General features: G+C 41.8%; 9 protein-coding genes. 1 reads left to right on the top strand and 8 read right to left on the bottom strand.

Annotation, left to right across the window (positions count from 1 at the left end; translation table 11 throughout):
- Positions 1-305: 305 nt before the first annotated feature.
- On the bottom strand, positions 306-2,615 hold the full coding sequence (locus tag IQ276_RS29525; RefSeq protein ID WP_235116080.1) for a response regulator: 2,310 nt from the start codon (positions 2,613-2,615) through the stop codon (positions 306-308).
- 117 nt (positions 2,616-2,732) lie between these two features.
- Positions 2,733-3,200, bottom strand: a complete 468-nt coding sequence (locus IQ276_RS29520) for a GNAT family N-acetyltransferase (RefSeq protein ID WP_228043531.1) — start codon at positions 3,198-3,200, stop codon at positions 2,733-2,735.
- A 286-nt stretch (positions 3,201-3,486) separates the two neighbouring features.
- Here IQ276_RS29520 and IQ276_RS40630 point away from each other — a divergent pair, with 286 nt between their 5' ends.
- On the top strand, positions 3,487-9,033 hold the full coding sequence (locus IQ276_RS40630) for a beta strand repeat-containing protein (protein WP_303820662.1): 5,547 nt from the start codon (positions 3,487-3,489) through the stop codon (positions 9,031-9,033).
- Between the two features lie 221 nt (positions 9,034-9,254).
- Here IQ276_RS40630 and IQ276_RS29490 read toward each other — a convergent pair whose 3' ends face one another.
- The 6 genes from IQ276_RS29490 to IQ276_RS29465 form a co-directional block, all read right to left on the bottom strand.
- On the bottom strand, positions 9,255-9,674 hold the full coding sequence (locus IQ276_RS29490; protein WP_193926016.1) for a hypothetical protein: 420 nt from the start codon (positions 9,672-9,674) through the stop codon (positions 9,255-9,257).
- A 31-nt stretch (positions 9,675-9,705) separates the two neighbouring features.
- Positions 9,706-11,412 carry a GUN4 domain-containing protein gene (locus IQ276_RS29485; RefSeq protein WP_235116079.1) on the bottom strand — a complete coding sequence of 569 codons (1,707 nt, stop codon included), beginning with the start codon at positions 11,410-11,412 and terminating at the stop codon, positions 9,706-9,708.
- A 30-nt stretch (positions 11,413-11,442) separates the two neighbouring features.
- Positions 11,443-13,458, bottom strand: coding sequence for an ABC transporter ATP-binding protein/permease (locus tag IQ276_RS29480; protein WP_193925173.1), 2,016 nt, complete (start codon positions 13,456-13,458; stop codon positions 11,443-11,445).
- 144 nt (positions 13,459-13,602) lie between these two features.
- Complete coding sequence (locus IQ276_RS29475) at positions 13,603-17,844, bottom strand: non-ribosomal peptide synthetase (protein WP_235116078.1); 4,242 nt, start codon at positions 17,842-17,844, stop codon at positions 13,603-13,605.
- Between the two features lie 90 nt (positions 17,845-17,934).
- Positions 17,935-18,531 carry a Uma2 family endonuclease gene (locus tag IQ276_RS29470; protein WP_193925957.1) on the bottom strand — a complete coding sequence of 199 codons (597 nt, stop codon included), beginning with the start codon at positions 18,529-18,531 and terminating at the stop codon, positions 17,935-17,937.
- A 421-nt stretch (positions 18,532-18,952) separates the two neighbouring features.
- A complete protein-coding gene (locus IQ276_RS29465) occupies positions 18,953-26,833 on the bottom strand; it encodes a non-ribosomal peptide synthetase (RefSeq protein WP_235116077.1) in 7,881 nt (2,626 codons plus the stop codon).
- Positions 26,834-26,869 lie beyond the last annotated feature (36 nt).

The following is a 26,869-nucleotide window of genomic DNA, read 5'->3' as shown; positions in this document are numbered from 1 at the left end:
TTCTCCATTGCTGGGTAAAGCCCTGATTTCTACTTTGAGGCATTTTCAACTAGAAAATTTTACAATTTGTGGAAATGCGATCGCTATCGACTTTAGTCTAGTTCCCAGTGCAAAACTCCAAACTTTTACGGTGATTGATATACATCTGTTTTCAAGGGACGAATTCAATAATATATTTATTAGACTTCTTGCATAAATCAAAAAAAAGAACCCCACCCCGCCTTTGACTTACGTCAAAGTCTCCCCTCCCCGCGAGCGGGGAGGGGCTGGGGGTGGGGTGTTAGGGGACTTTTGCAAGAGGTCTATTAATTATGCCCAACGGCAGCTTGATATAAAGATTGGAGCGTTAGCCCATCACTGGGATATTCCACTACAGCAAAATTACATATTACCTGAAAGCGATCGCCATCAAAAGCTGTGAATATTTGCTGGCGTAAAGTAGTTAAAATCTCACTCAGGCGATGGTTAATTTCTGGTTTTGTTAACCCAGAAACTCCCACGACAAAATCTCCGTTACCCCAATAACCTAACACTTCACCACTGCAAAATGCTGATTGAAATAAACGACTCCATCTTTGTAATACTTGATTACCAGCTTCATGACCATATTTAATATTAATTTGGCGCAAATCATTCACACTCAAAATCGCCAAACAAACAGATTGCTGATTTTTCTCGGCTTGAGTAATCAAATGTTCTAAATTGCGGCGAGACTGAAACTGATTCGCTACTCCAGTTAAAGGATCTTTCGTAGAAAGAGACTGAAGTAAACGGCTGCGTTCTAGGCGATGGGTAATACGTGCTAACAATTCTGCCCCAACCACAGGTTTAATTACATAATCATCTCCCCCCACAGCAAACACCTGCTGTACAATTTTGATTTCTCGATGAGCAGTGAGAAACACAATCGGTAATTCTTGCCATTGGGGATCAGTACGAACTGCTTGACAAAGTTCAATACCGCTAATTTGCGGCATATCTACATCTAAAATCACCAAATCCGGTGTCGTAGATTGCAGCACCTCCCAGAAACGTAACGGATTGTCCAATGCCGTCATCCGCATACCCCAAGGTTCTAACATTGGGCGCAGTGCTGCTAAAATCAGGGGATCGTCATCTACTGCCAATATATTTACCCGCAGAGAACGAGTACGTTGTAATAGTTGAGACGAAACATCCCACACCTGAGCAGCTGTTACAGGTTTGGCTAGAAAACCCCGTGCGCCGCACTGAGCAAAAGTCACGCGTTCTACCAACTCATCATTCCCAGCCAGCACCAGCACGGGTACGGGTGGGGTACGGGTTGCTAATTCTGACAGCAGTGATAAACTTTCTTGGCGGCACCCTGCCTCATCTACATTTATGACTACTAAATCTGGGGATATGGTTTGCAAAAAGTTTTTTGCATCCTCTATGTTTGTAATTTGCTGCCAACACATTCCCATGCATTCAACGAGTTGTTGCAATTGAGAACCTACTTGGGGATTAGAGTCGATTAATATTAATTGACTACAAATTTCTGGGGCGATCGCACTATTATTTTGATCGTCTACCTTTTGCCCCATTTGATTAATTAACTTACCCAAATCTTCAATCAGCCTCAGCAATTGCCGCTTTTCATCTACAGACAAATCACCATCTTTGCCTAAAATCTGTTCAATTTCCCGCGCTATTTGAGTACCATTGTCTTGTTCAAACATCCCCAAGACACCAGCTAATTTGTGCGCCTCTCGTTCTGCGGATTTGTGTAACTCCTGAGTCAGAGTTTTGCTAGAAACTGCTGCTGCTAATTCTTCCAGCACCGCCAACCGCTGCACCATCAACCCTTCATATTGTTTCCACAAACCACCCATCGCTTGCTGAAACTGCTCCTCAACATGAGGATTGGGGATAAATTTTTCTTTCCTCCCCTGCTCCCCCTGCCTCCCCTGCCTCCCCTGCTCTCTTCCAGGATTCAGCCGATATCCCAAACCATAAACGTTTTCAATCCAATCTACTGCTCCGGCTGCTTTCAACTTTTGCCGTAAGTATTTAATATGTGATTTTACAGTCTCCTCTTGGGGTGGATCGTCAAAAGTCCACAAATGCTCAATGATATCCCCGCGACTAAAAACACGCGATGGATTCCTCAGAAATAGCTCCAGCAGACTGTATTCTTTGGCGGTTAATTCTATTAGTTTGTTGTTATAGGTGACTTCGCAACTACTGGGATCTAGTCGGAGTGCGCCTACTTCTAGTATGGGGGTAACGGGGCGATCGCCACGACGTAACAGCGCCCGTATTCTTGCTTGCAATTCTCCCAAATCCAAAGGCTTAATCAGATAATCGTCCGCACCTGCATCAAGTCCCTGAATCCGCTCTTGAGTACCATCTTTCGCCGTCATCAACAGAATCGGAGTGAAACACCCACCATAACGCAATCGCTGACACAATGTAATCCCGTCCAGTTTCGGCAATCCTACATCTATGAGCAGCAGATCGTAGCTAGCATTTTGAGTGTATTCCCAACCCATTTGCCCGTCTTGTGCTACATCCACAACATAGTGTTGTTTAGTCAGAGACTTCAACAAGACACTTGCTAAAACTTCTTCATCTTCGATTAGCAAGATTCTCATCGCACCCATCCAATATATAACTTGCTACCTTCCCCAAAAAAATAGTAGACTAAATAACTAATTTTCTACAATAAAAAAATATAAATAAATAATCTCTCTAACACGTATCAGTTCTACTCACAACTCCTCTGGAGGCTGGGCAATAAATCCGGTTTTTACTCCACGCTTGAACCCTGCGCGTTCATAGAAGCGCAACGTCTCCTCACTTTTTGAGCTAGTCAAAAGCATCACTTTGTAACACTGTTGCTGCCATGCTAAATCCAAAGCATAATGCAGCACTCGTGTACCAAATTCCTGTCGTCGATAATCGGAGTGGGTGACAACATTTTCGATAATGCCGTATGGACGTGTGCCCCGTGTCAGGTTGGGAACAATGGTTAAGTTACATGTAGCGACTAACTCACCACCAATGTCGGCAACTATGTAATATAAATGTGGATCGCCGAGAATTTTATCCCAAATGGACTGTAACACGTCGTCAGCAGGTAGAGGTGCATCAATGGGATTGAGATGCTGATACAACGCCAGAAGTTGGGGAAGTTCGTGGCGTGCAATTAGGCGAACAGTGATTACAGGTTTAGACAAAGCTGTAGTTGGGTAATTATTGGTAATTGTGCCAAAAAGCGTGTTTGATGATTTGCATCTTCACCAAATGTCAAATTACGCCAATGTCAATTCAGTATATTTAGATTGTGTTAGCCCTTGCTTAGCACACCAGTCCAAGATTTTGGTGCTCTAGCTAGGTGTATTTCAAAAATTAAGATGAGTTTTATATGTGTTTTTGAAATACTAAGATATACTCTACTACAAACTACTTAAGTATACCACTTAGTTCTGGTTACTTAGTCCTTTTACCTAAGAAATTTATTTTATGAATTTTTTCCTACAACCCTTCCTGACACTGGTATACAACCAACTAGAGGCCTTTTCTAATTCAGAAAACTTCTGGAATTTGTTAGATACTGTTTTTGGTAGACAATACAATCGTGCTAATGCTGGAAAACTGCGATCGCACTTACAAACTGGTGATTTTACTGAATTACCTAAAATTGAGGTAATTAATAGCAGCATTCTGGGTAATGCAAAAGGGGCTTATGCTGCCAGCAAGAATACAATTTATCTGTCTGATAAATTTGTTGCTAGTGCCTCTGGTGAATCCATTAACGCAGTTTTATTAGAAGAAATTGGACATTTTATTGATGCCTACATTAATAAAAAAGATACACGAGGAGATGAGGGAGAATATTTCTCTGCTTTAGTGCGGGGCGTGAGTTTAAGTCAGACTGAGCTGCAACGCATAAAGAAAGAAAATGATAGTAGTGTGATCATAATTGACAAAGAGGCGATCGCGGTTGAGCAAGCCACCTTTACCGGCACACCAGGGAATGACAATATTACAGGAACTACCGATGACGACTTAATCTTTGCAGGCTTTGGCAATGATACCGTCACAGCAGGAGCAGGGAATGATGCAGTCTATGGTGATGATGGCGATGATTTGCTCAGAGGTGGTACTGGGGACGACAATGATGACACCTACTTGGGTTATATCAACGGAGCTAGTCGCTACGCCGGACTCTACGGAGGTGCAGGGAACGACACCCTTTTAGGCGAAGATGGCAATGATGATCTCTATGGCGGAGCAGGTAATGATAGCCTTGATGGAGGAGTCGGCAACGACTATTTCAACCTTGGCGGCGGACTAGATACAGTTATCGGCGGAGCGGGTTATGACACCCTGTATTTAGACAACAGTGCTGGCACAAGTAACTTTACTGTTGGTTACACCAACGCCAGCGTTTTCTCTACAGGCTTACCCATCAAAGAAATTGAAGTCATCAACCTGGTTTCTGGCAGTGGTAATGACAGCCTGAATATCAGTGCTGCCATTGGCGATAACACCGTCCAAGGCGGAGCGGGTAACGACAACATCACCACAGGCATCGGTGACGACTTAATCTTTGCAGGCTTTGGCAATGATACCGTCACAGCAGGAGCAGGGAATGATGCAGTCTATGGTGATGATGGCGATGATTTGCTCAGAGGTGGTACTGGGGACGATAATGATGACACCTACTTGGGTTATATCAACGGAGCTAGTCGCTACGCCGGACTCTACGGAGGTGCAGGGAACGACACCCTTTTAGGCGAAGATGGCAATGATGATCTCTATGGCGGAGCCGGAAATGATAGCCTTGATGGAGGAGTCGGCAACGACTATTTCAACCTTGGCGGCGGACTAGATACAGTTATCGGCGGAGCGGGTTATGACACCCTGTATTTAGACAACAGTGCTGGCACAAGTAACTTTACTGTTGGTTACACCAACGCCAGCGTTTTCTCTACAGGCTTACCCATCAAAGAAATTGAAGTCATCAACCTGGTTTCTGGCAGTGGTAATGACAGCCTGAATATCAGTGCTGCCATTGGCGATAACACCGTCCAAGGCGGAGCGGGTAACGACAACATCACCACAGGCATCGGTGACGACTTAATCTTTGCAGGCTTTGGCAATGATACCGTCACAGCAGGAGCAGGGAATGATGCAGTCTATGGTGATGATGGCGATGATTTGCTCAGAGGTGGTACTGGGGACGATAATGATGACACCTACTTGGGTTATATCAACGGAGCTAGTCGCTACGCCGGACTCTACGGAGGTGCAGGGAACGACACCCTTTTAGGCGAAGATGGCAATGATGATCTCTATGGCGGAGCCGGAAATGATAGCCTTGATGGAGGAGTCGGCAACGACTATTTCAACCTTGGCGGCGGACTAGATACAGTTATCGGCGGAGCGGGTTATGACACCCTGTATTTAGACAACAGTGCTGGCACAAGTAACTTTACTGTTGGTTACACCAACGCCAGCGTTTTCTCTACAGGCTTACCCATCAAAGAAATTGAAGTCATCAACCTGATTTCTGGCAGTGGTAATGACAGCCTGAATATCAGTGCTGCCATTGGCAATAACACTGTCCAAGGCGGAGCGGGTAACGACAACATCACCACAGGCATCAGTAACGATTTAATTTTGGCGGGAATTGGCAACGATACCGTCACAGGAGGAGCCAGCACTGATGGACTCTATGGCGATGATGGCGATGATTTGCTTAGAGGTGGTACTGGAGATGATAACGATAGCACCTATTTGGGTCTTTTGGGCACTAGTCGCTACGGTGGACTTTATGGCGGTTCAGGTAACGACACCCTTTTAGGCGAAGATGGCAATGACGATCTCTACGGCGGAGCAGGTAATGATAGCCTTGATGGTGGAGCGGGCAATGACTATCTCGACCTTGGCGGTGGACTAGATACAGTTATTGGCGGTTCAGGTTATGACACCCTGTATTTAGACAATGGTGGTGGCACAACTAACTTTACTGTCAGCTACACCGACGCCAACATTTTCGCTACAGGCGGCGTACCATTCAAAGAAATAGAAGTCATCAACCTGATTTCCGGCAGTGGCAATGACAGCCTGAATATCAGTGCAGCCATTGGCAATAACACTGTCCAAGGCGGAGCGGGTAACGACAACATCACCACAGGCATCAGTAACGATTTAATTTTGGCGGGAATTGGCAACGATACCGTCACAGGAGGAGCCAGCACTGATGGACTCTATGGCGATGATGGCGATGATTTGCTTAGAGGTGGTACTGGAGATGATAACGATAGCACCTATTTGGGTCTTTTGGGCACTAGTCGCTACGGTGGACTTTATGGCGGTTCAGGTAACGACACCCTTTTAGGCGAAGATGGCAATGACGATCTCTACGGCGGAGCAGGTAATGATAGCCTTGATGGTGGAGCGGGCAATGACTATCTCGACCTTGGCGGTGGACTAGATACAGTTATTGGCGGTTCAGGTTATGACACCCTGTATTTAGACAATGGTGGTGGCACAACTAACTTTACTGTCAGCTACACCGACGCCAACATTTTCGCTACAGGCGGCGTACCATTCAAAGAAATAGAAGTCATCAACCTGATTTCCGGCAGTGGCAATGACAGCCTGAATATCAGTGCAGCCATTGGCAATAACACTGTCCAAGGCGGAGCGGGTAACGACAACATCACCACAGGCATCAGTAACGATTTAATTTTGGCGGGAATTGGCAACGATACCGTCACAGGAGGAGCCAGCACTGATGGACTCTATGGCGATGATGGCGATGATTTGCTTAGAGGTGGTACTGGAGATGATAACGATAGCACCTATTTGGGTCTTTTGGGCACTAGCCGCTACGGTGGACTTTATGGCGGAGCTGGTAACGACACCCTTTTAGGCGAAGATGGCAATGACGATCTTGATGGTGGTTCAGGCATTGATAGCCTCGACGGGGGTGACGGCAACGACACTTTAAGACCAGGCACAGGAGCAGATACTATTGTTGGGGGAACAGGTTCAGATTACCTCGAATTAGATCATTCTGATTTATCGACTTCCTTAACCCTGAGTTATGTTGATCTTAATGTCTTTGCTACCATTGCTGATAGCACCTTTAGACAAGTTGAAACCATCCGTCTGTTGTCGGGCAGTGGCAATGATAATCTCAATTTAAGTGCAGCCATTGGCAATAACTATGTCGAAGGCAGAAACGGAAATGACACCATTTCAGGAAGTGTCGGAAATGAAGAATTTAGAGGTGGTCTTGGTCAGGATAGTCTCTTAGGGCAAGCAGGCAACGATAAGCTTTATGGAGAGGCAGGTAATGATACCCTCTTAGGCGGTGCAGGTAATGATTCCCTTTACGCAGGTACAGACAATGATAGCCTCTTAGGTGGAGAAGGCGATGACTATCTCAAGCCAGAAGAAGGAGCCGATACTGTCTTGGGAGGGACTGGCTCAGACCTTCTCGATTTAGACCATTCCGATCAGTCTGTTGCATTAACACTAAACTACACTAATGTCAATGTCTTTGCTACCATTGCCGATACCACCTTCAAAGAAATAGAAACCATTAGTCTGTTATCTGGAAGTGGCAATGATAACCTGAATTTAAGTGCAGCCATTGGCAATAACTATGTCGAAGGCAGAGATGGCAATGACACCATCTCTGGTAGTGTGGGAAATGAAGATTTTAGAGGTGGTCTTGGTCAGGATAGTCTCTTAGGGCAAGCAGGCAACGATAAACTTTATGGAGAGGCAGGTAATGATACCCTCTTAGGCGGTGAAGGCAACGATAGTCTTTACGGAGGTGCAGGGAATGATAGCCTCTTAGGGGGAGAAGGTGATGACTATTTCAATCCCGCCGAAGGAGCCGATACAATTATCGGCGGCAATGGCATTGATACTCTAGAATTAGACCGTTCAGGCAATACCATCACTACTAACTTCACTGTTACTTACACCAATGCTAGTGTCTTTGCAGTTTTAAACGATGTCAACTTCAAAGATATCGAATCTATTTACTTCAAATCTGGCAGTGGCAACGATGTTCTGAATTTCAGTGCTACCACTCGGCAAGATATCATAGAAGGCGGAGATGGCAACGATAACATTATCAGTGGCAGTGGCAAAGACCGCATTTATGGTGATACGGGCAATGATACCGTATCAGGGCAAGCCGAGAACGATCTGATCTTTGGTGGGGTAGGTAATGATAGTCTCTCTGGTGATGGTGGCTCAGATGGTTTGTACGCCGGGGAAGGAAACGACTACCTCAAAGGCGGCTCTGGCAATGACAGAGATACCTTTCTCTATACAGAATATGTCTTCATCGACAGTAACGCTAACTTTATCATCGATCCTGGTGAACTCTTCGCCATTAATTACTTCGCTGGATTGCGGGGCGAAGAAGGCAATGATACCTTAGATCCCGGACTCGGTGCTGATTATGTAGATGGCGGCACAGAAACTGATTTACTCAAGGTTGACTACTCTACCATTACTACTGCTGGCATTTCTACCACTGTGGGCGCTAATGGCAGTGGCACCATTTCCGCAGGGGATAGTACTATCTCCTACTTCAATATTGAACAATTTGATATTCTTGGCACCTCACAAGCAGATAACTTGAGGGGAGGAAACCTCAGCGATACTCTCCGAGGTGGTGCAGGTAATGATACTCTCAATGGAGGTGGAGCTAGCCCCAGTTTAAGTCAAATAGATATCTTAACAGGAGGTTTAGGACGCGATCGCTTTGTTTTAGGAGATACAAATACAGTCTTTTACGATGACAATAATGTCCTAACTGCGGGAACAGATAGCTACGCTAGACTTACTGACTTTAATACCAGTGAAGACATCATTCAACTTCGAGGTGTAAGTACTGATTATCGTTTAGTTCTCTCCGGTTCCAATACCCAGCTATTTAGAGATAAACCAGGAACCGAACCCGATGAATTGATTGCTCTTATCGATGCTCAAACAGGGTTGAATCTAACTAATAGTTACTTTAATTACTCGTAACCGTTCACGGTGCATAAAAGAACCCCACCCCCAAACCCTACCCTTGCTAAGAGGGGAGGGGAGCTAAAGCACAGCTTTAGCGGGGTGGGCTTGGGAGGGTTTAGCTCTAATCACTTATCAAAAAAAATCTCCGCGTCCCCGTGTCTCCGTGTCCCCGCGTCAGCCTAAATTTCAATCTTCAAAAACCCCAAAATCTGAGCGGATGATTCAAGATGCTAGCACTAATAATAACCTGTTATTTTTGTGCCAACAAATGATTGATCTTTATCCCTGATTAGAAATTTGGAACTATTAATTTCAACGATTTCATACTTTTCTGTGATGAATATAGAACCTAAACTAGCTATTACATCTGCAATAGAAATCTTAAATGCTAGCGGTATTTGTAAATTAAAAAATGATTTAGGAATAGCTTTCAGACTTAAATGCAATCTTCTATCAGTTACATACCATACACCAGTAAATTGATTACCTGTGAGAATTTCTCTAGGTTTATGAAAAATAAATGTTTGAATCTTGGTTTGCTCATAAGTCATATCATCTCTAAATATAATAGTGATTTTTTCCCAAGACGAATTAAAGCGCCATTTTCCAAAAAGTAAAATTTCTATATCGATGTCAGAAAGATTAGTATTAGTCATATTAATCACCAAATTAGCTGCAACTCTAATTTTATTTATTATTAACAAATTTGCTCTCAACGCATAAGAAAGTCTCATTACAAAATTTTACACGACACAAGAATAAGTGCATTTGCCAAATTAACCAAGATCCGACGCGCCACGCTCCCATTGAAAGATGCTCCGCAGATGATGGATATAAATTAAAGGTATCTTGGTGATAGTGTAACCATTGCGCTGGTAAATGTCCTATGGGTGTTGTAGGGGATAATTGAAAAGTTAATTGATCGTAATCTAACCAGTTTCCTTCTTTTCGCCAACCAAGGCGATCGCCGAGTCTCTTTTCTGTTTCATAATCTACTTTACCACCCATTTCACTCCAAATATTTTGCTGAACACGAAAGCCAAAAGAACCATGACTGTATTCTTCCCACAGATGATTAATGGTTTGGAGGTCTTTGCAAGAAAAATTATTAATATCTTCTTGATAAACTTCATTCCAATAACTTTTGCCTATGACTTGCAGCATTAATTTAGTGGTTTCAATGTCAGCTTCTTTCCACTTATCCTGGCTCAGGAGATTCCGCAATTCGGTATAATCAATATTATTTTTCTTTTGAAATCCTTGTGTTAACCTAGCATCGTCATTAGTCAGTTTTATCAATTCAGTTTCTTTAACACCAGGGGGAGGGGTTCTAGAAACCAAATTTGTTTCCGGTATACCTATTTCTTTTCTTTGCTCGACAAGTTGGTTGGAAATATAGCTAGATATGAAATCAATTTCTTTCTCTAAAGAAAGATGAGTATTGGCTAAATCAAAATCATGGAGTTGCCAATCTAATAATTTACATTTAATAAAAGCATCTTTTAATCTTTCTTTTTTTTCATAACTTGATACCATAAAATCTAAAAAAGTTTCAGAAATTCCGTCACTTTCTTTGGGAATTAATAAATTAGACTCAGACTTTAAAATATTATCTGCTAAATTTTTAATATCTCCGACAGTTGAGTAAAAATCCTCATCTACTTTCACTACTTCATCTATTAAGGATTGAAAGGGACTAAAGTAATCTTGTAAATAATTTTCAAAATTAATTGCAGTTTCAGCAAATTCTACTATTTCTTGACGAACTTTTTGGGCTTTTATTTGATATTCGTAAATTTCTTGATAAACTTGTAAATCTTTAGCTACTTGCTCGACAATTTGCTTTTGAGTTTTAGTATCTTCTGCCAAAGTTTTAAGACCTTCGCTCAGCAATTTGATTTTTTCTAACATCAAAAAACAAGCATTGCTTAGTAGTAAAAGTGCTTTCAGGTTTTCTTCTTTTTCCCGGTTTAATTCCTCAAGTATTTGGGGATTTTTAGAATTTTTTATTTCTAGTGTTTTTCTTTCACGATCTAAGTTTTTTATTTCTAGGTGTTTTTGGATAAACAATTTTTTCAAATCATCAGTCAGCTTCAGCAAAAATTTTTGATAACTGTCTTTATAATTTTCTAAAAAATTAATAATTTGAGTGTAATCTTTTATTAGTAATTGGCTTTCTTGAAAAATTTTCTCCTGACCTATTTCTCTTTTAAGCTTAATTATTCCCCAAAGCTGATAATACCGAACGCCTTCTTTAATTAACCTTCGGCGTTCCTTAATTTTTTTTTGAACAGCTTTTAATTTGCTGTTTTTCAGAACAGGTAGTTTGTAGGTTCGTTCATAAATCCTAATCTTTTTGTAAGTAATTAGTTGTCTTTGCTGTTTAGTAAGCATTACCCTGATTCTCAAAAGTATGAGTAGCACCTAAACTCTTATCCATTTCAATACCTTGGGGTCTTTGTCATAGCGGTAGGTCACGCCATCCTGAGTAGTGATGGACTTGCCAAGGCTAGCTTTGCTTCTGATAGTATTAATGGAAGAATCTGTTAATGTCTGCATTTCCTTATGAGAAAGTCCGGCGATCGCGTCTATCTCTACTTGACTTTGAGATTCATTGTTGGCTGAAGTATCTACCGTAATTGGATTATTTTCGGCGGGATTAGTAACAATTTGTTTTGCTTTTTGCAGCCGATAGTCTTGTACCGTTATCAGTTGCCAACTAGAATCTTCTAAAAGTTCTAGAACCCACTGATGATAATTAAACAGACTCTCCCGATGTCCAACACTGATAAATGTTGTTTTCGTTTCTTGCAATTGTCGATATAAATTCACTTCATTATTTAAATCCAAAGCGCTTGTTGCTTCATCTAAGATAGTGAAGCTAGGACGAGTCACTAATATTCTTGCAAAAGCGAGGCGTTGTTGTTCTCCCAAAGATAATATATTTTCCCAAGGAACTTCTGTATCAAAATCATCGACTCGGCTAAATAAGTTTTGCAGGTTAACTTCTTGCAAAACTGCTTCAAGTTCTTTTTTACTCATTTGGCGATTCGTTTGAGGATAAAGTAATTGTTCGCGCAAAGTTCCCAAAATTATGTAAGGACGTTGGGGTAAAAATAAGACATCTTCTAAGGGAGGCCGTACCAGACGACCGGTTCCGGCGTTCCACAAACCAGCGATCGCTCTCAGTAGAGAACTTTTACCTCTACCGCTAGGGCCAACAATCAATAAACCTTCTCCTGGCTGAACAGACACTGACAAATCCTCGACAATCACCTGTTCATAATCCGGCGTTTGTAAGGTGACATTCTCAAAAGCCAGACGGTTTTCTTCTACTGCTTTAATGGTACTGACATTCTCTGGTTCTTTGGTAACAGTTTCTAAAACATTCAACAACTCACTTAAGCGATCGACGTAACTAGAAAATCGTCCGGAAGTCGCAAATTCTCTGATTAATTCTGCCATAGCACCGGCAAACAGATTACAAGCTAAACTAGCTTGACCAACTTCTCCATAATCAACTTCACCGTTAATATATAAAGGTCCCAGAACTAAAAATGGAAATATTTGGATAATAGCCTGATATGCTCTGTTAAAAATATCCTGACTTCTTTCCCAATTAATCTTGCGCTTAGTATATTTAACAATATTATTAAATCGGCGTTCAATGATATTTAATTCTTGATTTTCTCCCTGAAAAAAAGCTATAGATTCAGCATGATTACGAACATGAGTCAGACTGTAATTATGGTCAGCTTCAGCTTCGAGTTCTTGCTGATTAATCTTATTTAATTCTTGAGCTAAGTAAACAGCAATCAAATTACCTATAATTGTATAAACAACCAAAGCAATTGCAATAGGTTGAGAAATTGACCAGAGAATTACTAAAAAAGTCGTCATTTCCAGGACTTTTTCTAGAGTAGTAGCTGAAAAACTGAGAGCAGTCCTGGCAATGGGTTCGATTTCTTGGGATAGACGTTGATCTGGATTATCAATATCGGATTTAAAGTTGATTTTATAGTAGGCACGATTGCTCAAATATTTTTTTAAAATGTGATTGCTGAGCCATTGGTACCAATCAAGAGCTATTCGTTTTCTGATAAATCTTGAAAATCCTACTAAAAGCGTTACCAAAACCAGGGCAACACCGTAGACTATTAATGTATCAACAAATTTAGAAGAATCTTTTTCTTCAATAATGACATCAACTAAATAGCGACTAATAAAGCTATTAAAAGCTGTTATACCTACAAGGGCGATGATTAATATAATCAAGAGAAACAGCATTGCCCATGCGCGAATTACATCGGAAAATGCTCTGCCATCTGAGTCTGTTGGATACCAGTATGGTGCAGCGATCGCCTTGACATTCTCCCAAAATTTATTAATATTTGAAAAAGTATTTGTCAATGGTTGAAAAAGAGAAAATTGAGTTTGCATATTTGATAAATAAATTGAACATCTTTTGGGGAGTAGGAGTTAGGAGTTAGGAGTTAGGAGTTAGGAGTTATTCTCCCCCTGCCTCCCCTGCCTCCCCTGCCTCCCCTGCCTCCCCTGCTCCCTCATCTCCCTCATCTTTCCACACTATGTATAACTCTCCAAACCGATCAAATTCTGTAATTCTGCGGCTAATATTTTGACATTAGGTTCATACAGCATTGCACCGTGGTTTCCAGGTACTGAAATTACTTTCACAGGCTTTTGAGTAAAGGCTTGCCATCCCAAATCAGGCAGATTGTAATCGGAACAACCTTGGAGTTCTTGCACGACAATCTCCTTCACTTCTTGAGCGCGAAATAAAACAATGGGGGCAGAAATACAATAATTGGGCTGATAATTGGCGTAGTTGAGCGTCAAAACTTGCATCACTTGCAGATTGTTTTTTAGCAAAGAAAGGGTTGAGTGTTCTGGTAGGACATTGTATCGGTATAGATACTCTGCCGCTAGATCCCAACGGGCTTGGTCATCAGGACTTGCAGCTAAATCATCGTATTCCAAACCTAAAGAAATTCCCTTAATGGCTTCAATTCGTTGAATTGATTGCCAAATCCAATCAAGGTCTGTTCTATTAGTTAAATACTCAGGTCTAGAAACCAGTCCTGCATCCAATATCGCTAGTAAACCCACTGTTTCACCTTGCTGTTCGAGTTGGGCAGCCATTTCAAAAGCAACGGCACAACCTGAAGAGTATCCTACCAGTATGTATGGACTTTTTGTTTGCTGTTGGCGTAATAATTCAATCATTTGACTTGCATGGGCTGGTACTGAATCAGGAAGTGGGCTAAGTCCATCTCGGCCTGGAGTTTCTAGTCCATACACTGGATGTTCAGTGCCTAAATTGCTTGCCAAATCTCGAAAATAAAAGCCGTGTCCGTTTGCGCCAGGAAGAAAAAATAGAGGGGTTGCGTTTCCTAAAGGTTGGAGTGAGAGTAAATCAGGATGGGAATATTGAACCTCTGTATCACAGAGTTGTTGTGCCAGTTGAGCAATAGTAGGATTCTGAAATAAACTGCTTAAAGAAAGTTTTTGTCCAAATATCTGTTGAATATTATTGAGCAATTTCATCGCCAATAAAGAATGACCGCCCAAGTCGAAAAAGTTATCATGAATTCCAATTTTTTGACGTTCGAGGACAGCAGACCAAATTTGCGCTAGTTGTTGTTCAATTTCGTTGCGTGGTGCTTCATATAAACCTTCAATTCTACTGTCCGGAGCAGGTAAAGCTTTACGGTCAATTTTGCCATTGGGAGTTAAAGGCAATTCATCCAATACCACGATATCAGCAGGTACCATGTAATCGGGTAGACGAGATTTGAGATTATTTTTTAATTGGGTAGATAAATCAGTTGTAATTTCTCCCGTTACATAGGCAACTAAACTCTGGTTGCTTTCAGTTTTATATAAGGTTACTATTGCTTCTTTAACTAATGGATGTTGCAATAATAGCGATTCAATTTCACCTAATTCGATGCGGAAGCCCCGTAATTTTATTTGATCGTCAATACGACCTAGATATTCAAGGTTGCCATCACAATTCCATTTTGCTAAGTCGCCAGTTTTATAAATTCGCTCAATTTTACCGAATAATTCAACTTCAATAAATTTTTCGGCGGTAGTTTCAGGACGATTGAGATAGCCTCTTGCTAAACCTACGCCGGCAATGCACAATTCTCCAGGTATTCCTGGAGGTAGAAGTTGATTGTGAGTATCTAAAATGTAGATGCGAATATTGGCTAACGGTTTACCAATTGGTGGTTTTTTGCCATTGGGTTGGCAAAGAGCGATCGCTGCACAAACTGTAGATTCCGTCGGCCCGTAGCCATTAAAAAAACGCCGTCCCTTTGCCCACTGGGTAACTAATTCTGTTGGGCAAGCTTCACCAGCAGTAACTACGACTTGCCAATCAGGTAAGGTTGCTTGTGGTAGTAGAGATAAGACTGAAGGAGGTAAGGTGATATGGGAAATTTGGCGATCGCCTAAAAACTTCACTAAGTCTTGACTTGGTAGCAGGGTTTCTTTTTTAGCAAGATATAAACAAGCGCCTGCGGCAAGGGCAGTGGCAATTTCCCAAATTGAGGCATCGAAGCTGAAAGAAGCAAACTGAAGCAAACGGCTTTGGGGTTGAATTTGCAAAACTTGAGCGATCGCCAAAGTCATATTTATTAGTCCTCGATGCTCAATCATCACTCCTTTGGGTCTTCCCGTGGAACCAGAAGTATAAATTACATAACCTAAATTATCAGGTTTACTTTTGGGACTGGGATTTTCTATTAACTCTTCGGTAAAATTTTCTTGATCCAAACAAATTACTTGAGGAGAATTTTCTAGTTCAGCCAGAGGTAATTTTTCTAGAATAAAACTTTGGGTTAGTAAGACCGATATTCCAGAATCTTCTAACATCAACCCAATCCGTTCTTGTGGATAATTGGGGTCAATGGGCACATAAGCACCACCAGCTTTGAGAACACCGAGTACACCAATAATCATTTCTAAAGAACGGTCAACGCAGATACCAATTAAAGTGTCTGCTTGAATTTGGTGATTTTGAATTAAATAATGAGCTAATTGGTTAGCTTTTTGATTTAGTTGCTGATAAGTTAAGCTTTGGAATTCAAACACCAAAGCGATATTATGAGGATTTTTTTCAACTTGTTGTTCAAATAAGTCAACTAAAGTTTTATCTTCAGGATATTCGGTTTGAGTTTGATTCCAGCGTTGTAGTTGCAGAAGTTGCGCTGCTGTCATCAAAGGCAAACTCTTGATAGGTTGGTTCGGGTTATCAACAATTCCTTTGAGTAAAACTTCAAATTGTTCTGCCATCCGTTGGATAGTACTTTTCTCAAACAAATCGGTAGCGTATTCCCAAGAGCAATTTAACTGGTTGTCAGATTCTACAACCATGAGTGTTAGGTCAAACTTAGCAAAGGGACAGGTTACTCCAAGCGATTCAATCTCTAGTCCTGGAAAATTCAAGTCGGCACTTTCATCATTTTCCACTGCTAACATCACCTGGAATAAGGGATTATGACTCATGCTGCGTTCTGGTTGTAATTTTTCTACCAGAAACTCAAAGGGGATGTCTTGATGAGAGTATGCATCTAAACAAGTTTGGCGAGTTTGTTGCAGGAACTCGATAAAGTTTTGCTCAGGTTTGATTTGGTTACGCAGCACCAATGTATTGACAAAAAAGCCGATTAATGATTCTGTTTGGCTATGTGTGCGGTTGGCAATGGGAGAGCCAATACAGAGATCGTTTTGGCGACTGTAACGAGAAAGCAGAATACTCAAAGCCGCCAACAAGGTCATAAACAAACTTGTGCCTTGTTGTTGACTGAGGGTTTTAATAGCAAGAGTTAATTCTGGTGTTAGAGAGTAGAGATGGCGTGCGCCTCGGTAGCTTTGCTGTGCTGGACGGGGATAATCGGTGGGTAACTCCAGTAATGGGGAAGCATCCTTGAGTTGATGTTTCCAATAGTTGATTTGGTTTTCTAATACTTCCCCTTGTAACCAGTTTCGTTGCCAAGCTGCATAGTCGCTGTATTGAATGGCCAGAGGGGCAAGGTTTGGAGTCTGACCTTGGGTAAAGGCGATGTAAGCTTGCCGTAACTCACGAACAAAGACACCCATTGACCAGCCATCACTGATAATGTGATGCATATTAATGAGCAACACATATTTTTGTTCTTTGAGTTGCAGCAGTTTGGCTTTGAACAAAGGCCCAGTATTTAAGTCAAACAGTTCTTGAGCATGAGCATCGATTAAATGTTGGATAGTTGGGCATTGGGCATTGGGCATTGGTGAAACTCTTTCCCAGTCCCCAGTCCCCAGTCCCCAGTCCCCAGTCCCCAGTCCCTGGTAGGTTAAAACTTCGATGTTGTCTAAATTTTGGATTGCGACTTGGGGTTGTCCTGCTACTGTGGGAAAATACATTCGGAGGGTGGCATGGCGGTTAAGCAGATAAGCCAAACTAGAATGCAGGGCATGGATATTTAGGTTGCCGTCGAGTTGTAAAGCGATCGGCATGTTGTAACTAGCCGATCGCCCTTGAAGTTGGGCTAACAGCCAGAGGCGTTGTTGAGCAAAGGAAAGGGGTTTCGGAGCATCATCTCTTAAAACGGGAATTTCTTCTGGTATTACAGCTTGGGTTTTAGCAGAATTTAAAAATGCTAATATATCTGCTTTGTTGATTTGAATTTCCTGCTTGAGTTCAGAGGTTAAGGCGTTTTTGCTAGTGCGAATTCGTAACTTATCATCTTCAGCCCAAATTCGGCAGCCTATATTCTGTAAACGCTGCATTAAAGAAACCACTTGCTGATTTTTTGTCATAATATTTAGTTGGACACAATCAAAATTGACTGTCGATATGAGTCAGGAATTATTAACAGTAAATAGTAAGTTGGAGAGTTTTTACAATTTTTAACTCAGTTCTGGTTTCTGGGCTAACGCTTCCAATTCTACATCCTCGTACAGGTCGGTAAAAGGCGCGGTTAGATTAATACTTCGGAGTTCAAAAGTTTGCTCATCGGGTGTATAAGTTTGCAGCACCCATAGTCCTTGGTCATTACGGCGAAAAGTTTCAAATCGTTGGTGTTTGCTGTTAACTAAAACGTATTCTTCTAGGCTGTCAAGGGTTTGATAGTCGTTGAATTTATCACCTCTGTCAAAGGCTTCGGTGGACTGAGATAGGACTTCAATAATAAGTTTGGGAAAGCGTTTATAGGTGGAGGTTTCTCGGTCTTTGGGGTCGCAGGTGACGATGATATCGGGGTAATAAAAGCAGTTACGTTTTTCAATCTGGGCTTTAATATCGGCAAAGTAAACTCGACATTCTGACCCTCTAAAGTGGTTACGAATCAATAAAGCGAGGTTTAAACCAATGGTGTTGTGGGTGTCAGTTGTTCCCGCCATTGCGTAAACTTCGCCATCAATATATTCGTGCTTGATGTCGCTTTTTTCTTCTAATTGCAGGTAGGCTTCGGCAGTGAGAAAAATAGAATCAGATAGGGCAATCATAGGTTAAGTTTTTGATTAAAAGATCAATTTTACTTGAGAGGTTGTTTGAAAAGTAATATGTTGTGATTTTAATCGAATTATTACCCCCCTTAGTCCCCCCTTATAAAGCAATACGGTTCAGTTAAGGCTAAAACTCTTGGTCAAATTCAAATTTTTTAACGAACCGCCAAGGACGCAAAGGACGCAAAGAGAAGAAAGAAAGAAAGAAAGAAAGAAAGGCTTAACTGAACTGTATTGCCTTATAAAGGGGGGAAACAAGAAAATCCGGTTCCCTCACGCCACTTGCTTCAAGCCGGGGAACCCGTCCAACGCAGTGGCTCCCCTTTATAAGGGGAGGGTTAGGGTGGGGTAAAAAAATATTTGATACATCAATCATGACTTTTCAAACATCCTCTGAGGATGTGTTTTCAGTTGTAGTAGTTTATAGTTCAATTTCCTCTTCGTCTGAGTTTAAAGGTTGCATACTTTCGTCAGTAGAATTAACCCAAATGCAGGTATCTAGGTAATTCGCTAATTCACTGAGAGTGGGGAATTCAAATATCTTTCGCAGAGGTAATTCCACTTTGAATTTATCACGGATGCGGGCAATCAGTTGAGTTGCTAATAAAGAATGTCCCCCTAAGTTGAAGAAGTTGTCTTGTCGAGCGTAGGCGTAGTCCGCCGTAGGCATCGCTTGATATTTAAGCAGCTTCGCCCACAATTCGGCAAGCAATTTTTCTGTGGAGGTGACGGGCAATTCAATGTCTGTTGACGAAACTGCTGTATGTGGTGCAGGTAAAGCTTTATGGTCTACTTTGCCATTTGGTGTTAGTGGCAGTTTTTCTAAGACAGTAAAATGACTAGGAATCATATAATCAGGCAGATTTTTAGCCAGAAAATCCCGCCATTTTGCTAATATTGCTGGATCGACTTGATTGGTGCGATATTGCAATGGCTGATTTGCGTAATTTTGCCAATTATTGAGTTGTAAATTATGCTTTTCCGGAAAACGTGGTAGTGTCACTTCATCATTAATATTCCTTTGAAAAACAACATCGTAATCAGCAAATTCTGTGGGATTATATTGTATAAAAGGCGTATAAGCCAAATCTTGTACTAAGGTTCGGAACGCTTCAGGTTCTACCCCCAATTTGGCTTGGGCTACTGCTGCTTTTAAGTCCCAAACAGTACCATCTAATTGACCAATTGTTTCTAACAGCGCCATTTCTGAGGTCAGACGAGCATTGGGAATATTCTGAATACCTAGCAAATCTGGTTCCTGAGTTGTTAAAATTTTCTCGATTGTTTCCAGATTCAATTGCTGGGTTTGCCAATCTAACCATTGAGGTTCGGCAACATGAATATCTTTTTGATCTAAATGTAAAACAACGTCATAACGAAAACGGCTCATTTCTGTGTGAGCATAACCCCGTTGCAATTGAATTTGCACGTGACTAATGCGAGGAATTCGTTGTTTGAGGGCGATAAAGAAATCGGGGTCAATTAATAATTCGGCTTCGGTGCGGATACTTTTTTCAATCTGTTGACGCAAGTCTTTAATTGATAATTCATCGGGAGCGCGATAAAATTCAACTGCGGTGTGGAAAGCCTCTAGTAAATGCAGATTTCGCACATCGCCAATAAATATTGCTCCTTGAGTTGCCACAGCTTTGACAGCCCCTTCCAGTACTTCCAATAAGTAATCCAAAGATGGAAAATACTGGATAACAGAATTGATGATTACCAAATCATAAGCATTTGTTTCAATGCCATCAAATTGGTTAGCTGCACTAGCTTTTAAGGTAACTTTCTCATTGAGAGATTGCTGTTTAAGATGTTGTTCAATATACTGCAATGCGTCAGGTGAAAAATCTGTACCTAAATAATGCTGACAATGGGGCGCAATTTTAAACAGTAATAAACCTGTTCCACAACCGATTTCCCAAATTCGTTGCCCTTGGAGTGACAAAATTTGGGCAACTGTTGTATCTCGCCATTCCTGCATCGCCGCTTGGGGAATGGCTTCTCCTGTGTAGCTATCATTCCAACCTGCTAGATTGAGGGTTGGATCATCGGTTAGGATTTTTTGTTGGGAATAGCTATCGTTGAAAACTTGTTGCCACGATTCGACTTGTTCAGAGGTTGCTTGCAACGTCTCTACATTTGTTGGCGTAGGTACAATATAAGCCAGCAAGCGTTGAGCGATCGCATTTTCTCCTTCCAGAATCACAACTGCTTGCTGAATTTTCGGGTGTTTGGCTAATAAACCTTCAATTTCACCCAATTCGATGCGAAAACCCCGCAGTTTTATTTGGTTGTCAATCCGTCCCAGATATTCTAAGTTACCCTCTGGCAACCATCTGGCTAAATCTCCGGTTTTGTAGACTCGTTCTCGTTCGCCTAACAATTCAAGTTCGATGAATTTTTCGGCTGTGAGTTCGGGACGGTTGAGATAGCCACGCGCTAAACCAGCACCAGCAATACTAAGTTCCCCAGGTATGCCAGGAGGTAGGGGTTGATTTTGGTTATCTAAGATGTAAATACGGGCATTGGCAATTGGCTGTCCGATCAATAAATCGCTAACCAGATCCATTTTTTTGGTTGCTTCGTAGACACAACAACCCACAACTGCTTCTGTCGGCCCATATTCGTTAATCAGTCTGGTATCAGGTGCATGAGTCAGCCACGGCATTATTTGGTTAGCGTGTAATGCCTCACCGCCTAAAACAAAGGCATTAACTCGATTCGGCATCACATCAGGATCGAGTTGCTGATTGAGTATTTCCAGATGGGAAGGCGTGATTTTGACTAGAGAGAGATGATTGTTGTGTTTGACGATATTTGCTAAAGCTTCAATTTCTTGTTTTTCTCTTACCAAGGTGGTGGTACGCCCACAAATTAAAGGTAGGTATAGAGAGGTAATGGTGGCATCAAAGCTAAGGGAAGACTGTACAGGCGTACCTTGTCCTTGGGCTACTGCATAGAAATCTTTTGCCCAGTGTAAATAGTTACTTAAACCACGGTGGGTTAGTTGTACACCTTTGGGTCGGCCAGTAGAACCTGATGTGTAAATGACGTAAGCTAAATCGTCTTGATTTTGGATTTTAGATTTTGGATTTTGGATTTGGGAGTTTTCTGGAGATTGGTTGGTAAATTTCTCCTCATCTAAATATAGGATTTTTCGGGAGTGGGGAGTGGGGAGTGGGGAGTGGGGAGTGGGTATTGGGTACTGGGTACTGGGTACTGGGGAGTGGGAAAGAGTTTCTTTATTCCCAGTCCCTAATCCCCAATCCCCAATCCCCAATTTGAGTTGACTATGGGTGAGCAAAACTCTTGCCCCACAGTCTTCGAGCATAAAATTAATTCGCTCTTGTGGGTAGTTGGGGTCAATTGGCACATAAGCCCCGCCTGCTTTGAGGATACCAAATAAGCCAATGACCATAGAAAGCGATCGCTCTACACAAATCGCTATCAATGGATTATCAGGCAATTGTTGTTCTTTTTTTAGTTGCAACAAATAATCTGCCAGCTGATTTGCTTTTTGATTTAATTCTTGATAACTCAAGCTTTGATCTTCAAACACCACGGCAATATTATCGGGAGTTTCTGCTACCTGTTGTTCAAACAGAGTCACTAGTGTCTGGTTTTCGGGATAATCAATATTGGTTTGATTCCAAACTCGCAGTTGCTGAATTTCTGCTGTTGTCATTAAGGGCAGCTTACCGATCGCCTGTTGGGGATTTTCGGCGATTGCTTCCAGCAAAACTTCAAAATGTCCCGCCATCCGCCGAATCGTTTGTCCCTCAAATAAATCGGTGGCATATTCCCACATACAATGCAGCTGGTCGTTCCTTTCGCAAAGATCCAATGTCAAATCAAACTTGGCAAATGGATAACTTTGCTCTAACCATTTAATATCAAGCCCTGATAAACTAACATTTTTCCCTGCCCCTTCGGTGTTTTGCAACACTATCATCACTTGAAATAAGGGGTTATGGCTGAGACTGCGTTCTGGTTGCAACTGTTCTACTAAATATTCAAAGGGAATATCTTGATGAGCGTAGGCATCTAAGCAAGTTTGGCGGCTTTGTTGGAGTAATTCGCCAAATCCTTGCTCTGGCTTGATTTTGCTGCGTAATACTAAAGTATTGACAAAAAAGCCGATTAACCCTTCTGTGTAGCTATGGGTGCGGTTAGCGATCGCAGTTCCAACACATAAATCCTCTTGGCGGCTGTAACGAGATAGTAAGATATTAAAAGCCGTCAATAGAGTCATAAACAAAGTCACGCCGTGTTTTTGACTGACGATTTTGAGTTTCTGGGTCAATTCGCTGCTGAGACAATATTCCTCGCGTCCACCTTGGTAACTTTGCTGCGCTGGGCGGGGATAATCGGTAGGCAAATCTAGCAATCGGGGAGCATCGCCTAGTTGTTGTTTCCAGTAATTTTCCTGACTTTCTAAAATTTCTCCTTGTAACCAACTACGCTGCCAAGCTGCATAATCGCTATACTGAATCGGCAATGGTGACAAATTCGGAGCATTTCCCCCAGCAAAAGCAGCATAAGCCTGTTCCCATTCGCGCTTAAATATCCCCATTGACCAGCCATCACTGATAATGTGGTGCATATTTAAGAGCAAGATATTTTTCTCTTGGCTTAATTGCAGCAGTTTCGCTTTGAACAGAGGACCGGTATTTAAATCGAAGGGTTCTTGGGCGTGAATATCTGATAATCGTTGTACAGTTTCTGCTTGCGTGTGGCGATCGAGATGCTGTAAATCTGCAATAGCCAGTACTTCCATATCTTCTGCATTTTGAACGACTAGTTGGGCTTCTCCTGACAGCGCCGGAAAGTAGGTGCGGAGAATGGTATGGCGTTGGAGGAGATACTCAAAACTTGCCCGCAACGCATCTATATTCAACTTGCCATCAAGTTGCAGCGCTGTTGACATATTGTAGGTAGCCGAGGTTCCGGTGCCTTCAAGCTGGGCTAAAAACCACAGTCTTGATTGGGCAAAAGACAGAGTTTTGGGTTCATTTTCCGGCTGAGGTGTGATGATTCCCGAAGTAGGGGCGCACAGCTGTGCGCCCCTACCGTCAATTTCTATTGCTAACTCAGACAAAACACTCTGCTCAAATATTTTCCGGACAGGCAATTGCACCCCAAAACTATCACGAATGCGGGTAACTAATTGGGTTGCTAATAGGGAATGTCCACCCAATTCAAAGAAGTTGTCTCGACGACCAACAGACTTAGCTTTTAAAATATCTTGCCATAAACTAGCCAGCAATTCTTCTGTTGGAGTGGCTGGCATTTCCCAGTTATTTGAAGTGGCTATATCTGGTGTTGGTAATGCTTTCCGATCTAGTTTACCGTTAGGACTAAGGGGAAATTTATCCAGTACAATAATCTGGCTAGGAACCATATAATTCGGCAGACGAATTTTCAGGTAATCCTTGAGTAGGGTAGCACAGCTGTGCGCCCCTACTAAATTAACGGATTTTTCCGCCGCAGTCACATAACCTATTAACCTGGGATTACTATCAGTTTCATGTAAAATTACAACAGCTTCTTTAACCGATGGATGTTGCAATAATAGCGATTCAATTTCACCCAATTCGATGCGGAAGCCCCGTAATTTAACTTGATCGTCAATGCGACCTAAATACTCAAGGTTGCCATCATCTCCCCATTTTCCTAAATCGCCAGTTTTGTAAATTCGCTCAACTTTCCCGAATAATTCAACTTCAATAAATTTTTCGGCGGTAGTTTCAGGACGATTCAGATAGCCTCTTGCTAAACCTACGCCAGCGATGCACAATTCTCCAGGTATTCCTGGGGGTAATGGTTGATTGTGAGCATCTAAAATGTAGATGCGGGTATTAGCTAATGGTTTACCAATTCGTGGTTTTTTGCCATTGGGTTGACAAAGAGCTATGCTTGCAACAACTGTAGATTCTGTAGGGCCATAGCCATTGATGAAACGTCGTCCTGTTGCCCATTGTGCCACTAATTCCGCTGGGCAAGCTTCACCACCAACGCTTATGGTTTGCAAATCGGGTAAAGTTGCTTGAGGTAATACTGATAAGGCCGAAGGAGGTACAATGATGTGGGAGATTTGGCGTTCAGCTAAGAAATTTATTAAGCCTTGACCGGGTAACAAAGTCTCTTTTTTAGCCAAATATAAACAAGCACCCGTGGCTAAAGTTGGAGCAATTTCAGCAATGGAAATATCGAAACTAAAAGAAGCAAATTGAAGAAAACGACTTTGTGATTTAACTTGCAAAGTGTTAGCCACTGCTAAAGTTACATTGGTCAGCCCGCGATGTTCAATCATCACCCCCTTGGGTCTTCCTGTGGAACCAGAGGTATAAATTACATAAGCTAAATTATCAGGCGTAGTTTTTGGACTGGGATTTTCTGTTAATTCTTCGCTAAAAGGTTCTTCATCCAAACTAATTACTTGAGGAGAGTTTTCTAGTTCAGATAGGGGTAATTTGTCTAGGAGAAAATTTTGGGTTAGTAACACCGATATTCCAGAGTCTTCTAACATCAATCCAATCCGCTCTTGTGGATAATTGGGATCAATTGGTACATAAGCACCACCTCCTTTGAGGACACCGAGTACACCAATAATCATTTCCAAAGAACGGTCAACGCAGACACCAATTAAAGTGTCTGGTTGAATTTGGTAATTTTGAATTAAATAATGAGCTAATTGGTTAGCTTTTTGATTTAATTGCTGATAAGTTAAGCTTTGGGATTCAAATACCAAAGCAATATTATGAGGATTTTTTTCAACTTGTTGTTCAAATAAGTCAACTAGAGTTTTATCTTCAGGATATTCGGTTTGAGTTTGATTCCAGCGTTGTAGTTGTAGCAGTTCCGCTGCTGTCATCAACGGTAGGGTATTTATGGATTGTCGGGGGTTATCAACAATTCCCTGAAGTAAAACTGCAAAATGTTCCACCATCCGTTGAATTGTTTCGGCTGCAAACAAATCAGATGCATATTCCCATTCTCCTGTCAAGCCTTGAGGAGTTTCGTGGAAAATTAGTGACAAATCCAACAGAGTTGTTGTGTTTTCCCACTTGAAGGGAGTTAGGGTTAATCCATTGGTTTCAAGTTGTTGCTTGGTTTGATTTTGCAAGCTAAAAGCGACTTGAAACAGGGGATGATGAGAGAGCGATCGCTCTATACCCAATTCATCAACCAATTTCTCAAAGGGTAAATCTTGATGGTCGTAGGCATCGAGGGTTACTTGCTTGACTCGTTCAAGTAATTCTAAGAAACTTGGATTTCCTTCGAGATTGGTACGTAATGCTAAGGTATTGACAAAAAAGCCAATTAGTGGTTCAGTTTCACGACGGTTGCGATTAGCGATCGCAGAACCAACAACAATATCCTCCTGTCCACTGTAGCGCGAAAGTAAGAGCGTGAATGCTGTCAGTAAAGTCATAAACAGAGTTGTTCCTGACTCCTGACTCAAACGCTTTAACTTCTGTGTTAAATCTTGATTGAGTTCGCCAAACTCGCTGCGCCCCCTGAAGGTTTGAGTTGACGGGCGTGGTCTATCTATGGGCAATTCTAACAGGGGCGGAACTGCGGCTAATTGTTTTTGCCAGTAATCGAGTTGTCTTTGGAGTACCTCTTTTTGTAGCCATTGCCTTTGCCAGTGGGCGAAATCGGCATATTGCAGCGATAATTCGGGTAAGGGAGACGCTTGGCCAGCGCAGAAGGCGGTATAAAGGGCGAACAATTCCCGGCGGAATATCTCCATTGACCAGCCATCACAAACGATATGATGGATGACGAGCAATAGCAGATGGGATTGGTCAGTTAGTTGCAACAATTTGACCCGTAGCAAAGGTGCGTTTGCTAAATCAAATGGCTGTTGTAATTCTTTTGTGGCTAACTGGGTGGCTGTGCTTAACTGGTCTTCTTCTGTGAATTGTCGCCAGTCCAGCACTTGCATTGTCAGTTTCAAATCTGGGTGAATTACCTGTATCGGCAACCCATCGACAACTGAGAAACTGGTACGTAAGACTTCATGGCGTTGAACAATTTCTTTAATAGCTTGTTCTAAAGCAGGTATGTTAATAAATCCTTTTATTTGCCAGAAAAACGGGACGTTGTAGACACAATTTTCACCTTCGAGTTGGTCGAGAAACCACAGCCTTTGTTGCGCGAAAGAAAGAGAAAGGGGTTGTTTGCGCGATATGGATGTCAGGAGTGGAGATTGCTGTTGCTTTTTGAGTTTTTGTAGGACTAATTCTCGTTTTTCAGGAGAAAGGCTTTCAAGATGTTTTAGTAAATCGCTCATAATATTGTTTTGAAAAATTAATAAATTATTGTTAAG

The sequence above is a fragment of the Desmonostoc muscorum LEGE 12446 genome (assembly GCF_015207005.2).
Lineage (GTDB): Bacteria > Cyanobacteriota > Cyanobacteriia > Cyanobacteriales > Nostocaceae > Nostoc > Nostoc muscorum.
This window is presented reverse-complemented; position numbering and strand designations above follow the sequence as displayed.